21 protein-coding genes and 1 riboswitch are annotated in these 21,718 nt (G+C 35.9%); of the genes, 14 read left to right on the forward strand and 7 right to left on the reverse strand.

Features of this window, described 5'->3' with window-relative positions:
• Positions 1-58 precede the first annotated feature (58 nt).
• The 5 genes from KM149_RS11840 to KM149_RS11860 all read left to right on the forward strand — a co-directional run bounded on the left by KM149_RS11840 (position 59) and on the right by KM149_RS11860 (position 5,022).
• Entirely contained in the window at positions 59-484 is a 426-nt protein-coding gene (locus tag KM149_RS11840) for a general stress protein (RefSeq protein WP_214971930.1), read from the forward strand.
• Between the two features lie 308 nt (positions 485-792).
• Complete coding sequence (locus KM149_RS11845) at positions 793-1,467, forward strand: hypothetical protein (protein ID WP_165546171.1); 675 nt, start codon at positions 793-795, stop codon at positions 1,465-1,467.
• Positions 1,468-1,578: 111 nt separating this feature from the next.
• The gene (locus KM149_RS11850; RefSeq protein WP_050331871.1) at positions 1,579-2,178 is read left to right on the forward strand and encodes a DNA-binding protein; all 600 of its coding nucleotides are present in this window, start codon (positions 1,579-1,581) and stop codon (positions 2,176-2,178) included.
• Between the two features lie 73 nt (positions 2,179-2,251).
• A riboswitch (TPP riboswitch) is annotated at positions 2,252-2,354 on the forward strand.
• Between the two features lie 93 nt (positions 2,355-2,447).
• Positions 2,448-3,566, forward strand: a complete 1,119-nt coding sequence (gene thiO / locus KM149_RS11855; protein WP_165546172.1) for a glycine oxidase ThiO — start codon at positions 2,448-2,450, stop codon at positions 3,564-3,566.
• 64 nt (positions 3,567-3,630) lie between these two features.
• A complete protein-coding gene (locus KM149_RS11860) occupies positions 3,631-5,022 on the forward strand; it encodes an L-cystine transporter (RefSeq protein ID WP_050346158.1) in 1,392 nt (463 codons plus the stop codon).
• 109 nt (positions 5,023-5,131) lie between these two features.
• On the opposite strand, the gene nfsA is transcribed toward KM149_RS11860, so the two are convergent.
• Entirely contained in the window at positions 5,132-5,887 is a 756-nt protein-coding gene (gene nfsA / locus KM149_RS11865; RefSeq protein ID WP_165546173.1) for an oxygen-insensitive NADPH nitroreductase, read from the reverse strand.
• Positions 5,888-6,528: 641 nt separating this feature from the next.
• On the opposite strand from nfsA, the gene ahpC reads away from it, so the two are divergent.
• A complete protein-coding gene (ahpC, locus tag KM149_RS11870) occupies positions 6,529-7,098 on the forward strand; it encodes an alkyl hydroperoxide reductase subunit C (protein WP_214971927.1) in 570 nt (189 codons plus the stop codon).
• Between the two features lie 14 nt (positions 7,099-7,112).
• Positions 7,113-8,636, forward strand: a complete 1,524-nt coding sequence (ahpF, locus tag KM149_RS11875) for an alkyl hydroperoxide reductase subunit F (RefSeq protein WP_050346159.1) — start codon at positions 7,113-7,115, stop codon at positions 8,634-8,636.
• 87 nt (positions 8,637-8,723) lie between these two features.
• On the opposite strand, the gene bioB is transcribed toward ahpF, so the two are convergent.
• Positions 8,724-9,713, reverse strand: coding sequence for a biotin synthase BioB (gene bioB / locus KM149_RS11880; protein WP_050346160.1), 990 nt, complete (start codon positions 9,711-9,713; stop codon positions 8,724-8,726).
• 154 nt (positions 9,714-9,867) lie between these two features.
• Here bioB and KM149_RS11885 point away from each other — a divergent pair, with 154 nt between their 5' ends.
• From KM149_RS11885 to gmpC, 4 genes are all read left to right on the forward strand, one after another.
• Positions 9,868-10,245: an iron chaperone gene (locus KM149_RS11885; RefSeq protein WP_165546174.1), complete on the forward strand. Its 378-nt coding sequence runs from the start codon at positions 9,868-9,870 to the stop codon at positions 10,243-10,245.
• 168 nt (positions 10,246-10,413) lie between these two features.
• The gene (locus KM149_RS11890) at positions 10,414-11,439 is read left to right on the forward strand and encodes a methionine ABC transporter ATP-binding protein (RefSeq protein WP_216342135.1); all 1,026 of its coding nucleotides are present in this window, start codon (positions 10,414-10,416) and stop codon (positions 11,437-11,439) included.
• Complete coding sequence (locus KM149_RS11895; protein ID WP_241415425.1) at positions 11,433-12,092, forward strand: methionine ABC transporter permease; 660 nt, start codon at positions 11,433-11,435, stop codon at positions 12,090-12,092. Before KM149_RS11890 ends, KM149_RS11895 begins: the two co-directional genes overlap by 7 nt.
• Positions 12,093-12,108: 16 nt before the next feature.
• Entirely contained in the window at positions 12,109-12,948 is an 840-nt protein-coding gene (gene gmpC / locus KM149_RS11900; RefSeq protein ID WP_050331880.1) for a dipeptide ABC transporter glycylmethionine-binding lipoprotein, read from the forward strand.
• A gap of 124 nt (positions 12,949-13,072) precedes the next feature.
• Here the strand turns inward: gmpC and add are convergent, their stop codons facing one another.
• On the reverse strand, positions 13,073-14,062 hold the full coding sequence (gene add / locus KM149_RS11905) for an adenosine deaminase (protein ID WP_214971924.1): 990 nt from the start codon (positions 14,060-14,062) through the stop codon (positions 13,073-13,075).
• A gap of 206 nt (positions 14,063-14,268) precedes the next feature.
• Here add and KM149_RS11910 point away from each other — a divergent pair, with 206 nt between their 5' ends.
• Both KM149_RS11910 and sph read left to right on the forward strand, forming a co-directional pair.
• Positions 14,269-15,429, forward strand: coding sequence for an MFS transporter (locus tag KM149_RS11910; protein ID WP_214971921.1), 1,161 nt, complete (start codon positions 14,269-14,271; stop codon positions 15,427-15,429).
• 416 nt (positions 15,430-15,845) lie between these two features.
• On the forward strand, positions 15,846-16,829 hold the full coding sequence (gene sph, locus KM149_RS11915) for a sphingomyelin phosphodiesterase (protein WP_165546179.1): 984 nt from the start codon (positions 15,846-15,848) through the stop codon (positions 16,827-16,829).
• Positions 16,830-17,232: 403 nt separating this feature from the next.
• Here the strand turns inward: sph and rpsR are convergent, their stop codons facing one another.
• The 3 genes from rpsR to rpsF are packed head-to-tail and all read right to left on the reverse strand — an operon-like array spanning position 17,233 to position 18,346.
• Entirely contained in the window at positions 17,233-17,475 is a 243-nt protein-coding gene (gene rpsR / locus KM149_RS11920; protein ID WP_014614919.1) for a 30S ribosomal protein S18, read from the reverse strand.
• A gap of 49 nt (positions 17,476-17,524) precedes the next feature.
• Positions 17,525-18,025: a single-stranded DNA-binding protein gene (gene ssb, locus KM149_RS11925; RefSeq protein WP_050331884.1), complete on the reverse strand. Its 501-nt coding sequence runs from the start codon at positions 18,023-18,025 to the stop codon at positions 17,525-17,527.
• A 24-nt stretch (positions 18,026-18,049) separates the two neighbouring features.
• A complete protein-coding gene (rpsF, locus tag KM149_RS11930) occupies positions 18,050-18,346 on the reverse strand; it encodes a 30S ribosomal protein S6 (protein ID WP_050331885.1) in 297 nt (98 codons plus the stop codon).
• Between the two features lie 342 nt (positions 18,347-18,688).
• Between rpsF and KM149_RS11935 the strand changes: the two genes are divergently transcribed.
• Complete coding sequence (locus KM149_RS11935; protein WP_214971917.1) at positions 18,689-19,951, forward strand: B domain-containing protein; 1,263 nt, start codon at positions 18,689-18,691, stop codon at positions 19,949-19,951.
• 766 nt (positions 19,952-20,717) lie between these two features.
• On the opposite strand, the gene KM149_RS11940 is transcribed toward KM149_RS11935, so the two are convergent.
• On the reverse strand, positions 20,718-21,431 hold the full coding sequence (locus KM149_RS11940; protein WP_214971914.1) for a trypsin-like serine peptidase: 714 nt from the start codon (positions 21,429-21,431) through the stop codon (positions 20,718-20,720).
• Positions 21,432-21,718: the final 287 nt, after the last annotated feature.

Raw genomic sequence — 21,718 nt, forward strand, 5'->3', positions numbered from 1 at the left:
ATACAACGGAGTATAAGGGTAGTGTAATTACAAAACACGATCGGGAGGCGTCACACGTATGGCACTATATAAAGTAGAAAAATATAAAGTTGCACGCACAGAAGATGATGCAATTCAATACGTTGATTTACTATTAAAAGAAGGTCTAAAAGAAAGCGAAATCGTGGTATTAAGCAGAGAAAAATTGAAAACAGATCGATTCAATGATTCACAAATTCAACACAAATCAACTAACGGAACAGTCAGTGATAAATTTATGCGCTTTTTTATCGGTGAAGATGCTGAAGAGGCCGCTTTGTCTAAATATAATTTCTCTGAAAATGAGCGAGAGGACCTTAAACAAGACATTATGAATAATAAAATTATAATCATCGCGCAAAGAGTTGATCACGAATGCAATGAAGTTCCAGAAAATAATGCTGCATATCAAACGCCAGATGATGACAAACATGCTCCTTCTGAACATAAAGGGGATATTGAATAAATCGATTGGGCGCTAGGTTCTATTGTTACTGCATGATTTCATAATCAATGATGGGGACGGGAATATGAGATAAATATGGAGATTTATAGAAACACTTAATTTCCATACACTCTCGCTCGTTCCCTTATTGTTTATCCTTTATTTTGACATCATGGTCAGTCATGAATAGTCCAACTTAGTCATCTATTTTATCAGAAAAAACAGTCACAAATGACTCCTCAACTATCTATATGTATTGCTACATCATTGCAATGACCCTATATACTTGCAAGAATAAACGAGAGTTAACTTAAAAGAGGTGACGTAACATGAACTTTGTACATATTAAATCTACGCATGATCGATGGTATGAGCCAGCAATAGCATTCTATAAAAATAAATTAGACCATCTTGTTACAGAAGATGCGTCTGTTTTTGCGCGATCACTTAAAACAGATAAAACCCAACATGACTTCGTATTTATTGTTGGTATTGAAGACGACGCGATTGTGAGCTTGGCGACAGCCCACTATGAAGCGACGACAAATGTCGGCTTTATTATTTATCTTCTTGCACAACACAGCCAAGATTGTGAAGCCTGCTTGAAAACGACTTTAGAACAGATTGAGCATGAGCTGAATCGTATATCTAACCAACTTCACGGTCGTGACGTTAATTTCTTTATGTTTGAATCTACATTTGAATCTAACGATGTTGATGAAGAAACAGCAAGAAAAATTAACTTCCGTCGTCACTTTTTAACAGAAAACGGCTACGAAAAGCAAACTGAAATTACATACTTACAACCTTCATTAGATCGTAACGGTAAGCCCATTCCTTTAGATTTATATGTGAAAGGCAATATTCCTTTAACTAAGGATATTTTTGGTACAAGTGTTAAATCCTGCTACATTTTAAAATATGTGTATGCGAATCAAATACCACGACGTATCATTTATCCATTACTTGTCAAAATGGGTTTACGCAAAGAACATCGTCCATAAGACCTTGAAATCAATGCTTAAAGCCGTTAAAATAATGAGAGAGGCAGACTGACGGGTCACTGAACGCACACTTCCGTACGTCTAAAAAGAATAGAAAGGATCTAATGATATATGCTGACAAAAGAATTTGCCCAAAGATCAGGCTTAAGTGAAAAGCAAGTACGTAAAATCGTACAGCATCTTGAAGAACGTGGTTACCATTTAAATAAAACAGAATACCGTGGTCGAGAAGCGACTGATTTTAAAGAAGAAGATATTGAATTATTCCAAGAGATAACAGAACGTGTTGCACGTACAAATAGTTATGATCTTGCTTTTGAAGAGTTAGAACAAGAAAAAGACTTTCTACAAGTTATCGTCAAAGAAGATAAACAACACTTGCCGAGCGATCAACAAGTGCCTCAACTTATCAATGAATTACGCAATGAAATCAATAAAATGCGTGAAGAACGTCAAATGTTAGGTCAGATGGTCAGCCAAGTTCATCAACAGCAAGAAGAATTAAAAGCGTTACATACCCAATTAAATCAACAACTTGAATCGAATAGTAAGTCCCTTGAATCACTGACAGCCGCACAAAAGGAACAAAGTGAACAATGGAGTCAAACACAACAAAGCATCGAGACTCAAACTAAAGAACAGCAGGCACTTGCGCAATCGATTCAAAGCAATGAAAAGAAAGGCTTCTTCCAACGTTTATTCGGTGGTTAAAGCGATTCAACCTTTGCGTAACTTGCATATTTCTAATATGAAAGTTACAATAATTAATGAAATCAAATAAAAATTTATATGCTAGGGGTGCTCGAGGCGAGCTGAGAAAGAATGTATCTTAACTCTTTGAACCTGAGGTGGTTAGAACCAACGAAGGAAAGCGTATGATGACAATGAACTTATTTCAACTCATTTTAATGATGACTCAATCATTTATTTCAATCATATACGTGTTCCTCCTGCATCCTTTCATGCAGGAGGCTTTTTTTATGAAACAAACAATTATTATTGGTGCCGGTGTTATGGGTTTATCCATTGCAAGACAGCTATCCTCTCAAAACCGACATATTCGGATTATCGATCGTTACACACCAAGAATGAATGCGTCGTACGCTGCGGGAGGCATGCTTGGTGCACAGAACGAGTTTTTCGAAGCCAATCCACTGTATCACCTCGCTATGGAAAGTCGTGCAATGATGCCTGAAGTTGCAGCCGACCTCGAGCGAGAAACTGGAATTAATATTGAATACCAAAAATACGGCCTAATTAAAGTTGCCTCTCAAAAACAAGATATCCAAGCAGTAGAAGCGCAATTCCAATTTTTACATAGCCAAGATCACACAATTAAACAACTCTCAAAATACGCTCTAAAACAACGTTTCCCAAAACTCAATCCTAACCAAAGTGCTGCTTTTAAAATCCAAGATGACGGGCAAATTAATGCAAACACCTATACGAAAGCCCTGATTGCTTCCGTTATAAAGCGCGACTATATCGAACTCATGACACAGACCGAAGTCTTAAAAGTCGAACGTCATCACAGCGGTTATACAGTCATCACATCTAAAGGCAACTTTTCAGCAGATGAATTGATTATTGCTGCAGGCGCTTGGTCTGGGACGTTACTCCAACAACTTCATATCCAATTACCTACTCAACCAGTTAAAGGTGACGTTAAACTGATTGCCTCTTGTTATAAAGGATTGAAGGAAACCATTTTTAATATGAATGGTTGTTACATCGTGCCCAAATTGCCTAATCGTTTCTTAATTGGTGCGACCTCAGACTTCGATAGTTGGAGCATTGAAAATAATGAGAACAACTTGTCATGGTTAGATCAAGAGAGCTTGTCTATGATTCCGCAACTCAAAAATCATCATGTGATTAAAACATGGACGGGCATTCGACCTATCACACCTAACCAAGAACCTATTATGGGAGAGGTTGAAGACCATCTTTATGTGTCCACAGGACATTATCGAAACGGTATTTTACTCTCACCTATAGCAGGTTCACTGATGGCAAAATTGATTGACGGCCATGCTAAAGCGAAAGAACAGCTTACGCCCTTTTCGCCCAAAATTGCTCAGATAAAAAATAAAGCTTGATTTTATACTTTTTTCCTATTATCCTATTGTATAAGTCGGAATTAAGAAGGAAGCGTATTTTGATATGTCTGTGTTTTTAACTATTATTAATCTAATTATTTTTATTTTCGCTCTTATTGGACTTTGGTTCATGACGAAAAAACATGTTAAATTCCCTAAACGTGTCTTTACTGCACTTGGTTTAGGGATCTTATTAGGCCTTCTACTCCACCTCATTTATGGTGTTGATAGCAAAGTCACATCAAAAACGACAGAGTGGGTTGGCTTAGTGGGAGATGGTTACATTGCACTCTTGCAAATGATTGTTATCCCATTAATCTTTGTTTCAATTGTTGCTGCTTTTACGAAAATTGATATTGGTGAAAAGTTTGCCAAAATGGGCGGATTGATTTTTGCTTTCCTTATTGGAACAGTAGCAATTGCAGCAATCATCGGTATTATTTATGCAGTTGTCTTTAATTTAGATGCCTCTAGCATTGACCTCGGTCACGCTGAGAATGCACGTAGCTCTGAAATTGCAAGTCAGGCAAAAGAATTAACGGCAACGACATTACCTGCTCAAATTTTAGAGTTAATTCCATCTAATCCATTTTTAGACTTTACGGGTCAACGTGCGACATCTACAATTGCTGTCGTGATCTTTGCGGCTTTTGTCGGCTTTGCCTTTTTACGCGTTTCACGTAAACAACCTGAAAATGGGCATACACTTAAACGTGGTATCGATGCGGTCTATTCACTTGTGATGGCTATCGTTACATTTGTTTTAAGACTTACACCGTATGGAATTTTAGCAATTATGATGAAAACTATTGCGACGAGTGACTTTGCTGCCATTTGGACGTTAGGAAAATTCGTTATTGCGTCTTATGCTGCACTCATCACAATGTATATCATTCATCTAATCATTCTTGCAATCATTGGTGTAAACCCAATTCAATATATGAAGAAAACAGCCGAAGTAATCTTATTCGCCTTTACTTCACGTTCAAGTGCCGGGACATTACCATTAAATGTTCAAGCACAAACGAACCGTTTAGGTGTGCCTCAAGCCATTGCAAACTTCTCTGGCTCATTTGGTCTTTCGATTGGACAAAACGGTTGTGCGGGTATCTATCCTGCCATGTTAGCAATTATGGTTGCACCTGTCGCTGGCGTAGAGGTTGATTTTAAATTCCTTGCAACTGTTGTTATCGTCGTCGTACTCAGCTCATTTGGTGTTGCTGGTGTCGGAGGCGGTGCAACATTTGCATCTATCCTTGTACTTTCAGCTTTAAATTTACCAGTCGGACTCGCTGGGGTGCTCATCTCTGTTGAACCTTTAATTGATATGGGACGTACAGCGCTAAATGTTAACGATTCAATGTTAGCAGGTACTGGAACAGCTAAATTAACAAAACAACTAAATGAAGATACGTTTAATTCAAATCATTATGATGAATTAACACCACAACATTAATAACATCACAACAAAACCCCTTTCAATCTTACGTGTGGAAAAGATTTGAAGGGGTTTTTGTTATTAAAACTTTATGATTTTAGATACTGTCAATTAATAGTTCGCTGATTTATTTTCTATTAAAACCTGCCATTTGCAACCATTCTTTCATTTCTGTGCGTTGCTTACTGCTCATAAATGCCGCTACTTGTTGTGACCACGTTTCACTTCGCTCACCGTTTGTACGCTGACTATAATATTGCGAAACTTCTCGATCATACTCCTCAAGCTGTTTTGATAACTGTTCATCATCTTGTGAATACGTATCAATATGAAAGACATGTTCACGTGGTAATCTTGGTTTTGGAGAACCATTTTCGTTATCTGCTGGTACGCCTAACGCCATTCCAAACACTGGAAAAACATGTTCAGGTAATTTTAATATTTCTCTCACACGCTGTACATCATTACGTAATGAACCTAAATAAACAATACCATAGCCCATATCTTCTGCAGTCAGTGCTATATTTTGTGCCGCCAACGCCGCATCTACAGTACCTACGAGTAATCCCTCAGCTGACTCAAAGCTATCTTCCATATTAGCTTCAAGCTTTTCACTAATTAACTGATGACGGTGATAGTCAATCACAAAAACAAGTAAATATCCATTTTCAACGACATAAGGCTGCCCAGATACCTCTTTTAAAGCTTCTTTCTTTTCAGCATCTTCTACACCAATAATCGATGTTGTCTGTAAATAGCTAGAAGTTGAAGCCATTTGTCCTGCCTCAATTAATTTTTCGACCGTGTCTCTACTGATTCGATCTGATTTAAATTTTCTAACTGAGTGATGTCGTTTTGCCAAATCATACACATATTCTGACATTTATAAACACTCCTTATCCTTTTTCTATATCCTATCAAAACACTCAAGAAAACGCATGTCCCTTGCATCTCATGCATACCCTTAAATCGTAGAAAAATAACAACAGAGGATACGATTTATATCGAATTGTATTCACTATTAATCGCACCAGGTGTGCTTATCTATGAATACATTTTAACCTAAGAAATAATGCCTCATTATTAAATAATCATTGCGGATTGAGCGGTTATATATTTTCATACTATATACTTGTAATTGAGAATCAGCATCCGTAAATGATATTAGCAGGCGTCTTATTAATCCCTCATTTGAATTGTTTAACACTTTTTAGAATAAAATTTATAACGCCTTTATTATCCAATTTCAAGCCTTTTTCATCATTAAGATGATACATTTATTAGAATTTAAGTCTCAATTTTTATCGCTTTAATCGCGCTAACTATGGCAAAAACGCTGATTCCACTGTCTTTCTTAGTGTATGTCCCTTTCAACAATGATATTTATTTGACGGAAAGCATGTTCCATGTCATAATAGCTATTGAGATTAGAATTATTATTAATAAGGAATTATAATTAAGACGAGACGTCTTTACATTCTAATCTAAAATAATAATGATTCATATAATAGGAGGATTTCGATTATGTCATTAATTGGTAAACAAATCGAGGAATTTTCAGCACAAGCTTACAACGCAAAAACAGATGAATTTGTTGAAATTTCACACGAAGACTTAAAAGGTAGCTGGAGTGTTGTTGTATTCTACCCAGCAGATTTCTCTTTCGTATGTCCAACTGAATTACAAGATGTTCAAGAACAATATGCGAAATTACAAGAACTTGGTACAAACGTATACTCTGTTTCTACAGATACACACTTCGTACACAAAGCTTGGCATGATCACTCAGACGCAATTAGCACATTAGAATACACAATGATTGGTGACCCATCTCAACAAATCACACGTTTATTTGATGTATTAGATGAAGAAAAAGGTCTTGCACAACGTGGTACTTTCATCGTTGACCCTGACGGTGTTGTACAAGCTGCAGAAATCAATGCAGACGGTATCGGCCGTGACGCAAGTACACTTGTTCACAAAATCAAAGCTGCACAATATGTGCGTGAAAATCCAGGTGAAGTTTGCCCAGCAAAATGGGAAGAAGGCGGCGAAACTTTAACTCCAGGATTAGACTTAGTCGGTAAAATTTAAGGAGGCTATGCTGCATGTTAAATCAAGAATTGAAGCAACAATTATCGCAACTTCTTGATTTGATGGAAGGTGACGTTGTACTTAAAGCAAGTACAGGTTCTGATGAAAATTCACAAAAAGTCGATAACCTTGTGAATGAAGTCGCAGAAATGTCATCTCGAATTACAGTAGAAAAAGCTGATTTAAAGCGTACACCTAGCTTTAGTATCAATAGACCTGGAGAGGACACTGGCATCACATTTGCTGGTGTCCCTCTTGGTCATGAATTCAACTCTTTCGTTCTTGCACTTTTACAAGTCAGTGGACGTGCTCCGAAAGAAGAACAATCTGTAATTGATCAAATCAAATCTATTGAACAACCACTTCACTTTGAAACTTATATCAGCTTAACTTGTCATAAATGTCCAGATGTTGTTCAAGCATTAAACTTAATGAGTGTATTGAACCCTAATATTACACACACTATGATTGATGGTGCTGTATTTAAAGAAGAAGCAGAAGACATCATGGCTGTACCTGCCATCTTCTTAAATGGTGAACAATTCGGTAATGGCCGTATGACTGTAACAGATATTTTGAGTACACTCGGTCAAGGTCCGGACGCATCTGCATTTGAAAACAAAGAAGTCTTTGATGTACTTGTTATTGGTGGCGGTCCTGCAAGTGCAAGTTCAGCAATCTATGCTGCACGTAAAGGGCTCACAACAGGTATTGTCGCTGATAGAATTGGTGGTCAAGTCAACGATACAGCAGATATCGAAAACTTAATCGGTGTTAAGAAAACAACGGGTCCATCATTATCAACTAACTTAGAAGAACATATTAAAGACTACAATATCGATGTTATGAAAGGTGTTCGTGCAGAACAACTTGAAAAAACAGACAAAACTGTATCAGTAACACTTGATAACGGTGCTGTTCTAGAAACACGTTCATTAATCATCGGTACAGGTGCACGCTGGAGAAAAATTGGGGTACCAGGTGAAGAAAAATACACGAACAAAGGTGTCGCATACTGCCCGCACTGTGACGGCCCTCTATTTGAAGGTAAAGATGTTGCAGTTATCGGTGGCGGAAACTCTGGTATTGAAGCTGCTATTGACTTAGCGGGAATTTGTAAAAATGTCACAGTATTAGAATTCTCTGACACGTTAAAAGCAGACTCTGTCTTACAAGAGCGTTTGAAATCATTACCAAACACACAAGTTATTACTAATGCAGCTACGAAAGAAATTACAGGTGATGATCGTGTAAACGGTCTGACTTATACAGATATGCAATCAAAAGAAGACAAACACATCGACTTAGATGGCGTTTTCGTTCAAATCGGTTTATCTCCTAATACAGAATGGTTAGGCGACTCTGTTCAACGTAACCGTATGGGCGAAATTGAAGTTGATCGTCTTGGTAATACAAATGTACCAGGTGTCTTCGCAGCTGGGGATTGCACAGACCAACGTTACAAACAAATTATTATTTCAATGGGATCAGGCGCAACAGCTGCATTGTCAGCATTTGACTATCTCATCAGAAACTAAAGTTTTAAATCATGTCAAAAAGCTGATTGATGCAATGTCAATCAGCTTTTTTGATGTCATATTCTGAATGGCATTACTTAATAGACTTTATACACTTTCCATCTCACTTTGTTTAGCACCGTAATCAATTTCATATCCCATATCGCGAATCATATCATAATCCAGTTGATTCGGTTGACCTCCAGTAATTAAATAATCACCAACGAAGATAGAGTTCGCAACCATTAAGGCTGTTGATTGTAAAGAACGAAGATTAACTTCCCTACCTCCTGCAATACGAATCTCTTTTGTTGGATTGATCAAACGGAATAACGCGAGTATTCTTAAGCAACGCATTGGCGTCAGTTGATCCATATCTCCAAATTTAGTCCCTTTGATTGGATGCAAAAAGTTCACCGGTATACTATCAGCATCAATATCTCTCAATGCAAAGGCCATGTCGACGATATCTTGGTTAGATTCTCCCATACCACAAATAACACCTGAGCAAGGCGAAATATGATTTTGTTTCATTATTTCAATCGTATCTACACGATCTTTATACGTGTGTGTGGTCACAACTTCATCATGATAATTTTCACTTGTATTCAAATTATGGTTATAGCGATCTACACCAGCAGCTTTTAAACGACCCGCTTGCTCCTCATTTGTTAAACCTAAACAAGCACATATTTTTAATTGCGGATGCTCAGCCTTAATCTGTTCGACTGAGGATGTAATATGATCAATCTCTTTATCACTTGGTCCTCTACCACTCATAACGATACAATATGTGCCAATTTCATTTTCAGCCGCGACTTTCGCACCTTCTGTAATCTGATTTTCAGGAATTAATGCATAACGCTGTTTTTCCTTCATTTCACGTGATTGGCCACAATAGCCGCAATCTTCAGGGCAAATTCCACTTTTAGCATTTAAAATCATATTTAATTTTACTTTGTGACCATAATAATGTTTACGTAATTGATAAGCTTCATGTACAAGGTCCATGGTGTCATAGGTTGGATTCGTAAATAAGTCAAATGCTTCCTCTGGTGTTAAAGCTGAACCTTTTAATATTTGCTCTGCAATTTTCATAACCATTCCTCCTCATATAAAAGCCAGTATACCATAATTGTAAATTAATTTATATTTTAAGTTTACAATAAACCCTTTCTTTTCTACATGACGTGTTACAATACGAGTGTAAGTCGTACACTCATCGTCTTAAATATTTAATGGGGGAATACAAATGGAAACTTTAGATGACTTTTTAGAAACCATCGATAAAGAGGCACATCGTGAAAAGCTTAAAAATGTGTTACAAACGATTTTAGAAAACTACCCTGAACTTACTATGGAGATAAAATGGAACCAACCCATGTTATTGTATAAGGACAATGGTTCTTTCATCTTGGGCTTTAGTAAAGCTAAACCCCATTTTGCAATTTCACCTGAGAAATATACTTTAGATACATTTGCAGATGACATTAAAGATGCTGGCTATCAAATGACAAAAATGTTTCTAAAAATCAAATGGACGGACGAAGTCAACTACGATTTGCTTTATCGTATCATTGATTTCAATATCAAAGACAAGAAAGACAGCTCCTCTTTTTGGCGTCGCTAAAATATGTCCACTTTAAAGGCTTAAATCAAACTTTGCTCGAGCAAAGTCAATTTAAGTCTTTTTTTATAGTTTTTCAGAAAATACTAAATATTGTGTTGACTATTTTTTGTACATCACATAAAATACAGACATTACTTATTATTTAAATCGGAATTAAGGAAGGTTGCCATGATCGAATTTAAAAATGTCAATAAAACATTTAAAAAGAAAAGTACGACTGTGCAAGCACTTAAAGATGTTAACTTTAAAATTAATAAAGGGGATATTTTTGGTGTTATTGGGTACAGTGGTGCCGGTAAAAGTACCCTCGTCCGCCTTGTTAATCAGTTAGAAAAACAAACGTCGGGAGATATTCTAGTTGACGGTCATCATTTAAATACATATTCAGCTGCCCAACTGCGTACGGTTAAAAAAGAGATTGGAATGATATTCCAGCACTTCAATTTACTCAACTCAAAAACGGTTTTTAAAAATGTGGCGATGCCTTTAATTTTAAGTAAAGTGCCTATGGAAGAGATTAAAGTACGTGTGGAAGAAATGTTGCGATTTGTAGATTTAGCTGGTAAAGCGAATCAGTTTCCGACAGAACTTTCTGGTGGACAAAAGCAACGTGTTGCGATTGCCCGCGCTTTAATTACGCGTCCTAAAATTTTGCTTTGTGATGAAGCCACAAGTGCTTTAGACCCAGCCACAACTGACTCAATACTCGATTTATTGAAAAAAACGAACGAAACTTTTGGTGTAACGATTATGGTCATTACACACGAAATGAGTGTTATCCAAAAAATATGTCATCGTGTTGCGGTTATGGAAAACGGACACGTCATTGAACTCGACACTGTTAAAAGTGTATTCAGCCAGCCACAGACATCTACAGCACAACGTTTTGTATCGACAGTCATCAATACGTTACCTTCCCCTTCTGTGATTAAAGATATACAGCTCCATGAAGATGACACAGTATACAAACTGTTTATTGAACCTTCGCAAATTAAACATACGATTCTCAACGATCTCATTCAAGAAATCAATGTGAAAGTGAACGTCATTCATGCGATTACAGCTAACATACAAAATGAAACTGTAGGATATCTCTGGCTCCAAGTAACAGGAACTCCTGCTCAACAACGCGATGCTCGTTCATACTTTGAAACACATCACATTCAATACGAGGAGGGATTACCATCATGTTAGGTTCATCAATCGAAACATCTCAGTTACTCGAAGCGCTGTATCAAACATTATATATGGTCACGTTTGCCCTTGTTCTCGGTGCTATTATTGGGATACCGCTAGGCATTCTACTCGTTGTTACGAGACAAAATGGAATATGGCCTAATGCCATTATTCATCATATTTTAAATCTAATGATTAATATATTGCGATCTATTCCGTTTATCATTTTGTTAATTGCGATTATTCCTTTTACAAAATTAATTGTAGGCACATCGATTGGCACAACGGCTGCCATTGTTCCTTTAACTGTCTATGTCGCCCCTTATATTGCGAGATTAGTTGAGAATTCACTGCTAGAGGTAGATGCAGGTATCATTGAAGCTGCACATGCGATGGGGGCTTCGCCAATGCAAATCATTCGGTACTTTCTTTTACCTGAAGCACTGGGATCACTTATCTTGTCTATTACTACGGCCATTATTGGTCTGATCGGGGCAACTGCTATGGCCGGTGCTGTTGGTGGTGGCGGTATCGGGGATATGGCCCTTGTCTATGGTTATCAACGCTTTGACACACTTGTCATTGTGATTACGGTCGTGGTTTTAGTCATTATTGTTCAATTAATACAATCTGTCGGCAACGTACTTGCGAAAAAAGTACGTCGACATTAATCGGGGGTTTTATGAGATGAAAAAATTACTGACACTCTTAGTTCTTGCTGTACTGGTACTTAGCGCCTGTGGTAAAAATGATACAAAAAAAGTGACGATTGGTGTTGCTTCAAATGATACAAAAGCATGGGAAAAAGTAAAGGAATTGGCAAAAAAAGACAATATCGATTTGGAAATCAAACAATTTTCAGATTACAACGTTCCAAACACTGCGCTCAACGATGGGGATATTGATATGAACGCATTCCAACATTTTGCATTTCTGAATGAATTTAAAAAAGCGAATAAAGGGACTCATATTACACCGATTCGTACTTCTGTTTTAGCACCTCTTGGGGTCTATTCGAAAAAAGTAAAAGACATTAAAGACGTGAAAGACGGCGCCAAAGTCGTGATTCCAAATGACGTTTCTAACCAAGCGCGTGCACTCAAACTTCTAGAAAAAGCAGGATTACTTAAACTGAAAAAAGATTTCGGCTTATCTAGTTCAATCAAAGATATTCAATCTAACCCTAAAAACTTAGATATCAAAGCCGTAGATGCACAACAAACAGCACGTGCCCTTTCTGATGTCGATATTTCAGTCATTAATAACGGGGTTGCAACAAAAGCAGGATTAGATGCAAAGAAAGATCCGATTTACTTAGAAGATGCGAAATCAGATGCAGTTAAACCATATATCAACATCATTGCTGTTAACTCTAAAGATAAAGATAACAAAACGTATAAAAAAATTGCAGAACTTTATCATTCTAAAGAAGCAAAATCTGCTTTAAAAGAGGATACAAAAGATGGTGAAGTTGTTGTTGACCTTAAAGAAAAAGAAATGAAAGAGATTGAAGACAGCTTAAAATAAAAAATAATATTTGAGGCATTTTAGAAGCGCATTTTTAGAAAGCGATTGAGTTAAGTTCATTTGTGATAAACAGTTAAAGACGAGACTGGGCACACTATCCCAATCTCGTCTTTTTGTATATGATTTAGTTCTCTTCAAAGTAGCGTTTTAACTTATCTTTCGTTGCCTGACATGCAAAGCTGTAATCAATTGCATCATAATTTATTTTTTGTATATCGGCCATATTCAGTAGACGGTGTTCCAACAATAATGCATATTCATCCATTAACGTTGTCTGCGTCACCGTTCGATTATCCGTATTAATCAAGAAGGCCACCTCTTGTTCCATGAGCTTTGGCAAATCTAAAGTCGCTAATGTATCTATGGCCTTTGTTTGTAAATTGCTATTCGGACAAAACTCTAATAGGACATCGTGTTCTTTCACCCAAGACAAAGCCTGTTCATCTTGAAAAATCGCCACACCATGACCAATTCGACGTGCGCCATATTGAATCGCATCGTACACATTCTTTACACAACCACACTCCCCGGCGTGTAATGTAATATTTAAATTTTTACTTTTTGCATATTGAATTAATGCTTCATGCGCTTCCGTTGGTGAACTCGCTTCATCTCCTGCTAAATCTACACCTACAATATACTTTGTAATCGATGCATTCGCACCTAAATGATCAAAAATCGCTTGATTAGTTGCCATTGAATGATGCTTCATCCCACATACGAGCAAACGTACATCCAAATCAAATTGGGCTTCAGCTTGCTGCGCACCTTCACAAACCGCATCTAAAATTTCAATCGTTTCCAAACCAAGTGACTGATGGAAAGCAGGCGCAAAGCGAACCTCAATATACTTCACCCCATCTTCATGCGATTGTCGTGCAACATCGATAACCGCTTCAATAAGACTCTCTTGTGTTTGCATGACCTTCAATATCTCATCAAATGACTGTAAATATTCTGCTAAACTTTGACAATTTTGATCCACTGTTACTTTATCAATATCTATGCGCACTTGTTGTTTCTCACTCTGTGTTTTTAAATAATCTACACTGACAGAGCCGTCTAAATGACAATGTAATTCTAATTTTGGTATCTGCTTCAAAACAGCTTTCATAAGAACCTCACTTCAACATCTTTTTAATTTCTAATTGTACGCGGATTATTATTATTGTCAATACAAATTAAAAAATAATGACATGTTTATATGTTTATTGCGAAAGTACTACTAATTTTTCATAAAATAACCTTTTTCACTTCACATTTCGTGCTATTTTTTGTAACATCGCAACATATGTGAATCTAGCAAAGGAGGGACAAACGATGCGTCAAAAAACACTCTTTCTATTTTTTATGATAGGAACTTTCACTGTAGGTATGGCCGAATACGTAGTGACAGGTCTATTGACTCAAATCTCAGCAGATATGAATGTTCGAATCTCTACTACTGGATTATTAATTAGCGTTTATGCGATAAGTGTCGCGTTAATCGGTCCTATTATGCGAATTTTAACATTAAAATTCCAAGCAAAAAGACTGCTACCTATATTAATTGCAATATTTATTGTCAGCAATATCATCGCTGCACTTGCACCTAACTTCAATATGTTGCTCATTTCAAGACTATTATCTGCATCTATGCACGCTCCATTTTTTGGTGTATGTATGAGTGTAGCTTCAGCCATTGTACCTCCTCAGAAAAAAACACACGCCATCGCTTTAGTTCAAGCAGGTCTCACAATTGCTGTGATGATTGGTGTCCCATTTGGTTCATTTTTTGGTGGCTTGTCAAATTGGAGAATTGTCTTTGTGATTATGATTGGATTAGCATTGATCACATTAATAGGTTTACTAAAATACACACCTGACATTACTTTGAGTTCTGAAGTGAATGTTAAAAACGAGTTGAAAATATTTAAAAATCCGCATGTGCTTATCATTATTTCTATTATTGTCTTTGGTTATTCTGGTGTCTTTACAACCTATACATTTATGGAGCCAATTCTTCATCAATATGCGCCTTACGGTACTACAGGACTAACAGTTTGCCTATTTATGTTCGGATTAGGTGGCGTGATTGGAAACTTAGCAACTGGAAGTGTGCCTGAACCACGTTTAACGCAATATCTTTATTACACATTTCTATTGCTATTAATCACGATTTTCTTTTTTGTTTTCGCTGTTCATAATGCTGTACTTGCATTAATCATTTGTTTTGCATTTGGTTTCGGTACATTTGGCACAACACCATTGTTGAACAGTAAAGTGATTTTAAGTGCAAAAGATGCACCTTTATTGTCTAGTACCGTCGCTGCATCCGTTTTTAATTTAGCCAATTTTTTAGGCGCCGTCATCGGTTCTTTACTATTAGAGTCTGGATTCGATTACAAGCGTCTCACATTGATTTCATCAGCAATTATTTTATTAGGCATTATATTAAATGGCGTTAATCACTTTTATGAAAAACGACGCTCTATTTCCTAATCCATTCGCTACTCAAATTAAAAACGCTTTCTAACGCGAATGCTTATAATAATGAAGAAACGGGACTCGGATTAAAAACTTGTCTTAGCAGACTTATGCAATCCAGTCCCCCCTGCATTTTATGTTTGATTCTCCTAACACTAGAGAGCTTCATCTGCCTCAAACACTGACCACATTTAATAATAAAATTCCCTCTACATAACAGACTTATACTCTAGACATAGTTGCGTAATCATTCACTTTTACCTTCTAAAATTTAAGTCATGCTTTGAAATTTAATTAAACTCAATTGATTCAAAAATAATAAGTTAAATACGAATAATTATAAGTTAATATTTTTTTAACTAAAATTAAAAACGAGTTCAACCTTTTTTACTTTTTATAACGCTATAATAATGTGCAAAGGAGTGATAAAAATGAAGAAATTACAAAAAACTAAAGCATTCACATCAATCATTTTAGCCCATCTCATTCTATTAGGTATTACTGCACACCCTACAGCACACGCTGCCAAAGCACCTAACAATAATGAATTAAAATTAGCAAGTCACAATGTCTATATGCTTCCAACATCATTGTATCCTAACTGGGGGCAATATATTCGCGCTGATTTAATTTCTCAATCTTTTTACATAAAAGGTAATGATGTTGTTATTTTAAATGAGGCATTTGATAACGGTGCATCAAACCAACTCTTAAATAATCTTAAAAATGAATACCCACATCAAACTGGCGTTCTAGGTCGCTCTAGATCTGGATGGGATAGCACAGAAGGAAGTTACTCTAGTACTGTCCTTGAAGATGGAGGGGTGGCAATTGTAAGTAAATATCCAATAAAAGAAAGAATACAGCATGTATTTCGACGCGGTTGTGGTTTTGATAATGATAGCAATAAAGGATTTGTATACACGAAAATTGAAAAAGAAGGTAAAAATGTTCATGTTATCGGTACTCATACACAAGCCGAGGATAGCAGATGTGGAACAGGCTATGACAGAGAGATTCGAGCTGAACAAATGAATGAAATCAGTACATTCGTAAAAAATAAAAACATACCAAAAGATGAAGTGGTCTACATTGGCGGGGATCTAAATGTTAATAAAGGTTCAAGTGAGTATCAAGACATGCTTAGAAATTTAAATGTTAATGATGTAAGCTTCACTGGACATACGAGCACATGGGACCCAGAGTCCAACTCAATTGCAAAATACAATTATCCAAATGCACAATCCGAGTATTTAGACTATATATTTGTAGATAAAGATCATCGGCAACCCGGCACACTCGTTAATAAAGCTGTAGATGAAAAAGCACAAAGCTGGCATGTCTATGCTTTCCCTTACACTTACTTTTATAATGATTACTCCGATCATTATCCAATTAAAGCGTATAGCAAATAATTATATAGGGATACCGGGGTATAAAATATTTGATAAACTAAACTATTTTGGAAATCTTGCCCCAAGAACTTCTTTTCTTACAGGCTGAAGGCACAAATCAATTTGACTTAATTGAAGTAGATACTTGATAGAAAACAAATATGAAAACACCTCAAAATTCATTTGAATGGATTTTGAGGTGTTTTCTTAGGAAGCCAAAACCCTATTATATGAAAATTTCAAAAGATGATATTAAATTAAAAAACTATCGCATTTATATCAGCATGAAATCATGATGTGTAAAAATAAACTTTAATACTTCTAAAAATAAAAGTGAGTGGCACAAGTCACCCAGTGCTACTCACTTTTATTATAGCTAAAAACCCCATCCTTTGAACAGGACAGGGTTCTTAGTCTATGCCACTTATGCTTCGTCTTTAACGAATGGTAGTAATGCCATATGACGTGCACGTTTAATAGCTGTAGTCAACATACGTTGATATTTAGCTGAAGTACCTGTCACACGACGTGGTAAAATTTTACCGCGTTCTGAGATAAAACGTTTTAATAACTCAGTATCTTTATAGTCGATATGTGTAATACCGTTTGCTGTGAAATAACAAACTTTTTTACGACGACGACCGCCTCTTCTTGGTCCACCTGCCATGATTTGTGCCTCCCTTACTATAAAATGATTCTATACGTTCGCTAATTCATTAAAATGGTAAATCATCATCACTAATATCGATAGGACCATTCGCATTCGCAAATGGATTATCGTTATGTGCGGGTTGATTGTTGTTTTGATATGACGAATTTTGACCTTGTTGTTGCCCACCGAAGCTCTGACCATAGCTTTGGAAATCATTGCCTTGATTAGAGTGACGTTGGTTTTGTGATTTTGGTTCAAGGAATTGAACACTGTCACATACCACTTCAGTGACGAACACACGTCGGCCTTCTTGGTTCTCATAACTGCGTGATTGTAAGCGACCATCAACGCCAGCTAAACTTCCTTTGAACAAAAAGTTGTTCACGTTTTCTGCTTGTTTACGAAAAACTACACAGTTAATGAAGTCCGCTTCACGTTCCCCTTGCGCATTCGTAAACGTACGATTAACCGCTAGAGTAAAAGTCGCTACACTTACGCCTGAGGGTGTCGTTCTGTATTCTGGATCTTTAGTTAATCGACCTACTAATACGACTCTGTTAAGCATTTTCACGCCCCCATTATTATTCTATTACTTATCTTCGTCTTCACGGACAACGATGTAACGAATGATATCGTCATTAATTTTAGCTAAACGTTGGAATTCGTCAGTTGCTACGTTATTGTCAGACTGAATACGTACGATGTTGTAGTAACCATCTTTAAAGTCTTCAATTTCGTAAGCTAAACGACGTTTACCCCAGTCCTTCGTTTCTAATACTTCAGAACCTTCAGAAGCTAAAATTCCGTTAAAACGTTCAACTACTGCTTTACGCGCATCTTCCTCGATGTTTGGACGCACGATGTACATAATTTCATATGTTCTCATTTTATATTTGCACCTCCTTGTGGTCTATACGGCCTATCAATGAAATGATAAGCAAGGAATAATTTTCATTACTCACATTCAAAAATTGTACCACATCACATTACTTATTACAACATTAAACAGAAGATGTTCTATATTTCTCTTTATAGATAATTAATGCTTTCCAAGTCATAAAAAATAAAAGATAAGATTTTGCATTACTTTTTAACACACTAGTAAAACCAAAATATATTAATTTGTTTTTATGAACAATTAAGAAATAGTTAATTTAAATCAATATAAAAGCATGCTATATTTTAAATGCTTACAACAAATAAAAACTGAATATGAAAGGGATTAATTATGAAAAACAAGTACATAGCTAAATTATTAATGGGTGTTGCTACAGTATCTATCGCAACAATCGTATCAAACGGACAAGCTGACGCGAGTGAACAAGAACCATCAAAATCAGGACTTGCACCTGCAGCGGATCAAACTTTTGAATCTGCAAAAGTATCACCAGAACAAAAAGCATTTTATCAAGTATTACATATGGATGGTATTACGGAAGAGCAACGCGATCAATACATCAAACAATTACATGAAGATAAAAACAGTGCACAAAACGTATTCTCTGAATCAATTAAAGATAGCCAACGTCCAGATCGTCGTGTGGCACAACAAAATGCATTCTATGAAATTTTAAATAATGAAGATATCACTGATGAACAACGTGATCGTTACATCTCAGAAATCAAAGAAAACCCAGATGCAGCTCAAAAAGTTTTTGTTGAATCTGTAAACCAGACTGAAACAAAACCAGCTGAGCCACAAATCGAGCCAGAAAATTGGGAAGAAAAATGGCAAGAGCAACCTCAACAAGAAGAACAAAAACCTGAAGTACCGAAAGTAGAAGAGAAAAAAGAAGAACAACCTCAAGCGCCTAAAGCTGACGAGCAAAAAGAGCAAAAGCCTGAAGTGAAAGAAGATCAAAAACAACCTCAAGCGCCTAAAGTAGAAAACAAAAAAGAAGAAAAGGCTCCTGAAGCGAAACAACCTGAAGTGAAAAAAGAAGAGCAAAAGCCTGAGGTACAAAAACCTGAAGTTCAAAATCAAGGTCAAAACCAAGCTACACCTTCTCAACCTTCAGTACCATCTACACCTCAAGTTGAAGCACCTTCAAAATCAACTTGGACAGACTTATGGAATGATTTCAAACGTCCATTTGAAGATGGTTACACTTACATCAAAGACAGTGCGAACAAAGCTTACAACTATGTAACTGAATCATACAATAGTCTTAAACAAAAATATAACAATGCAAAATATTACTCAAACTTATACTTTAACTATAAAGGTACAGTTGACAAAACAGTACTTGCACTATTTAATAAGAATGGAACTAGTGCTTACATCAAACCATTAACAATTGACAATGATTCTAGTGTATTTTATAAATCTTATGCAAAAACTAGAAACTTTGTAACGGAAACAGCTAATACTAGTAAAGTATTGTATACATTGTATGAAAACCCTACAGTCGTAAAAACAGCAATTGTTGCAGCAGAAGCAGCAAACAAAGTTAGAAACATCCTTGGTGGATTCCTTCCTTTCTTTAAATAAATAATACAAAAAGACTCGCTTATCCCTTGCGAGTCTTTTTATTTTTCATCAATTCATGTAGCCTATTAATAAGCTCTAAATGATTTTAATTAAAGGTGGTGACGTTTTGTCATGAGAAAAGCAATGTATAGTTTTCATATATTAAGTAACACTCTTCTCATATTGTTATTATTCATTCCTATTCCATTTTTAAATTATGAGGGTGGCGATATTCTTTCTTTTTATTTTCAAGTTTCATTAATAGTGTTCGTTCTTTCAGTCATTTTATGGGTTATGAACCAAAAAAATAGAAAAACGTGGATGATTAGCACAGTCTTGTCCAGCTTGAGTATCCTTATCGTTTTTCCAGTCGCATTTTTTTACTTATTTTTCGGAATACCCCCTGCGTAAAAACAATCCAAACTTCTTTAGTAACCAAGTTTGTTACCATTATTTTAAAACGGCAATCGAAAAATCATAAATGATGCATCGACTGTACTATATTTTAACCTAAAAAATAAACTGCGAAGTAGAGTCGGTGCACTCTACTTACACAGTTTAAATTGGATGAGGAATATCCTTTTTTCAGTTTATGTTTTAATCGATAACGACATTCTCTTTATATCGTCGTTATTGTTTTATATTTATATACTTTTTATGGGTTAAGGGGTAAATGTTTTTATACGAGATGGAAGGTTCTCTTATTTTATAAGTATCTCTTACGATTGAGTCTAAGTCGTAAATTCTAGGGTGATTATTAAAAACGATGAAACAACTTTATGTTTGCTTACTTTTGTATGTTTTCTTGGATGAATTTTTTAATTTCAGGTGTAAAGTAAACGCCATATCCTTTTCTTTCGGGTGAATCTTTAATATCTCCAGCGTAAAATACACCTACTGCTTCACCATTCTCATTTATAATTGCAGAACCAGAATTCCCTGGCTCCGGATAAGCGTCAATTATCATACCAGTTCCTTCTATAGATAATACTTTACCAAATGATTGTAATAAGTTATAACCATGTTTATCAGGTTTTGGATAGCCCATAATTGAAATTCTTTCATTGACACTGGCATGATTGGCTAATTTCAATGCCTGCGTTTTTTCATTAAAGTTCCATCCTTCTTCTGATCTTTCTCTAATATGCACAATTGCTAAATCTTCCTTACCTGGATATGGAGTAATTTTTAATATATCATAGTGTCCACCATTGCTACTATATCCAGTAGGATGCGCACCGATTCTCTTCACTGCATCTTTGCCTTGACCACTCACCACATGTTTATTTGTGACAACCGTATTCTTACCTACTACAAATCCTGTCCCATGACTAAATGAGACCACACCATTATATGGGCTGACCGTTGCATCATGAATTTCTATTACATTTTTTTCTGCTTTTGCGACTGAATGATATTGATCTGAAAGACTACTTCCTATGCCAAGAGAAGTTAAAATCGTTAAAGCTGCAAAGCTTTTAATTATAATATTCTTATTCATTTTAATTATCCTCTTATTTTAATGACATTTTGTATCTAGATACATCTCTATTGTATATATTTATTATAAATATATTAATTAACTACCAATTAACTATTTATTAACTTTTTATTAAATATATTATGATTATGATGTAGTATGTTTTAAAAGACACTATTAAAATAACAGAGGTTATGTATGAAACACTATGACATTGAAAAAATGTGTATAGTGCTTGAATATATGAAAACAACTTAGAATAACAAGTATTCAAGCGATAGTTGGTTGGAGAAGGTGCTATAAATAAA

It is taken from the genome of Staphylococcus coagulans (genome assembly GCF_022557135.1).
Classification (GTDB): Bacteria; Bacillota; Bacilli; order Staphylococcales; family Staphylococcaceae; genus Staphylococcus; species Staphylococcus coagulans.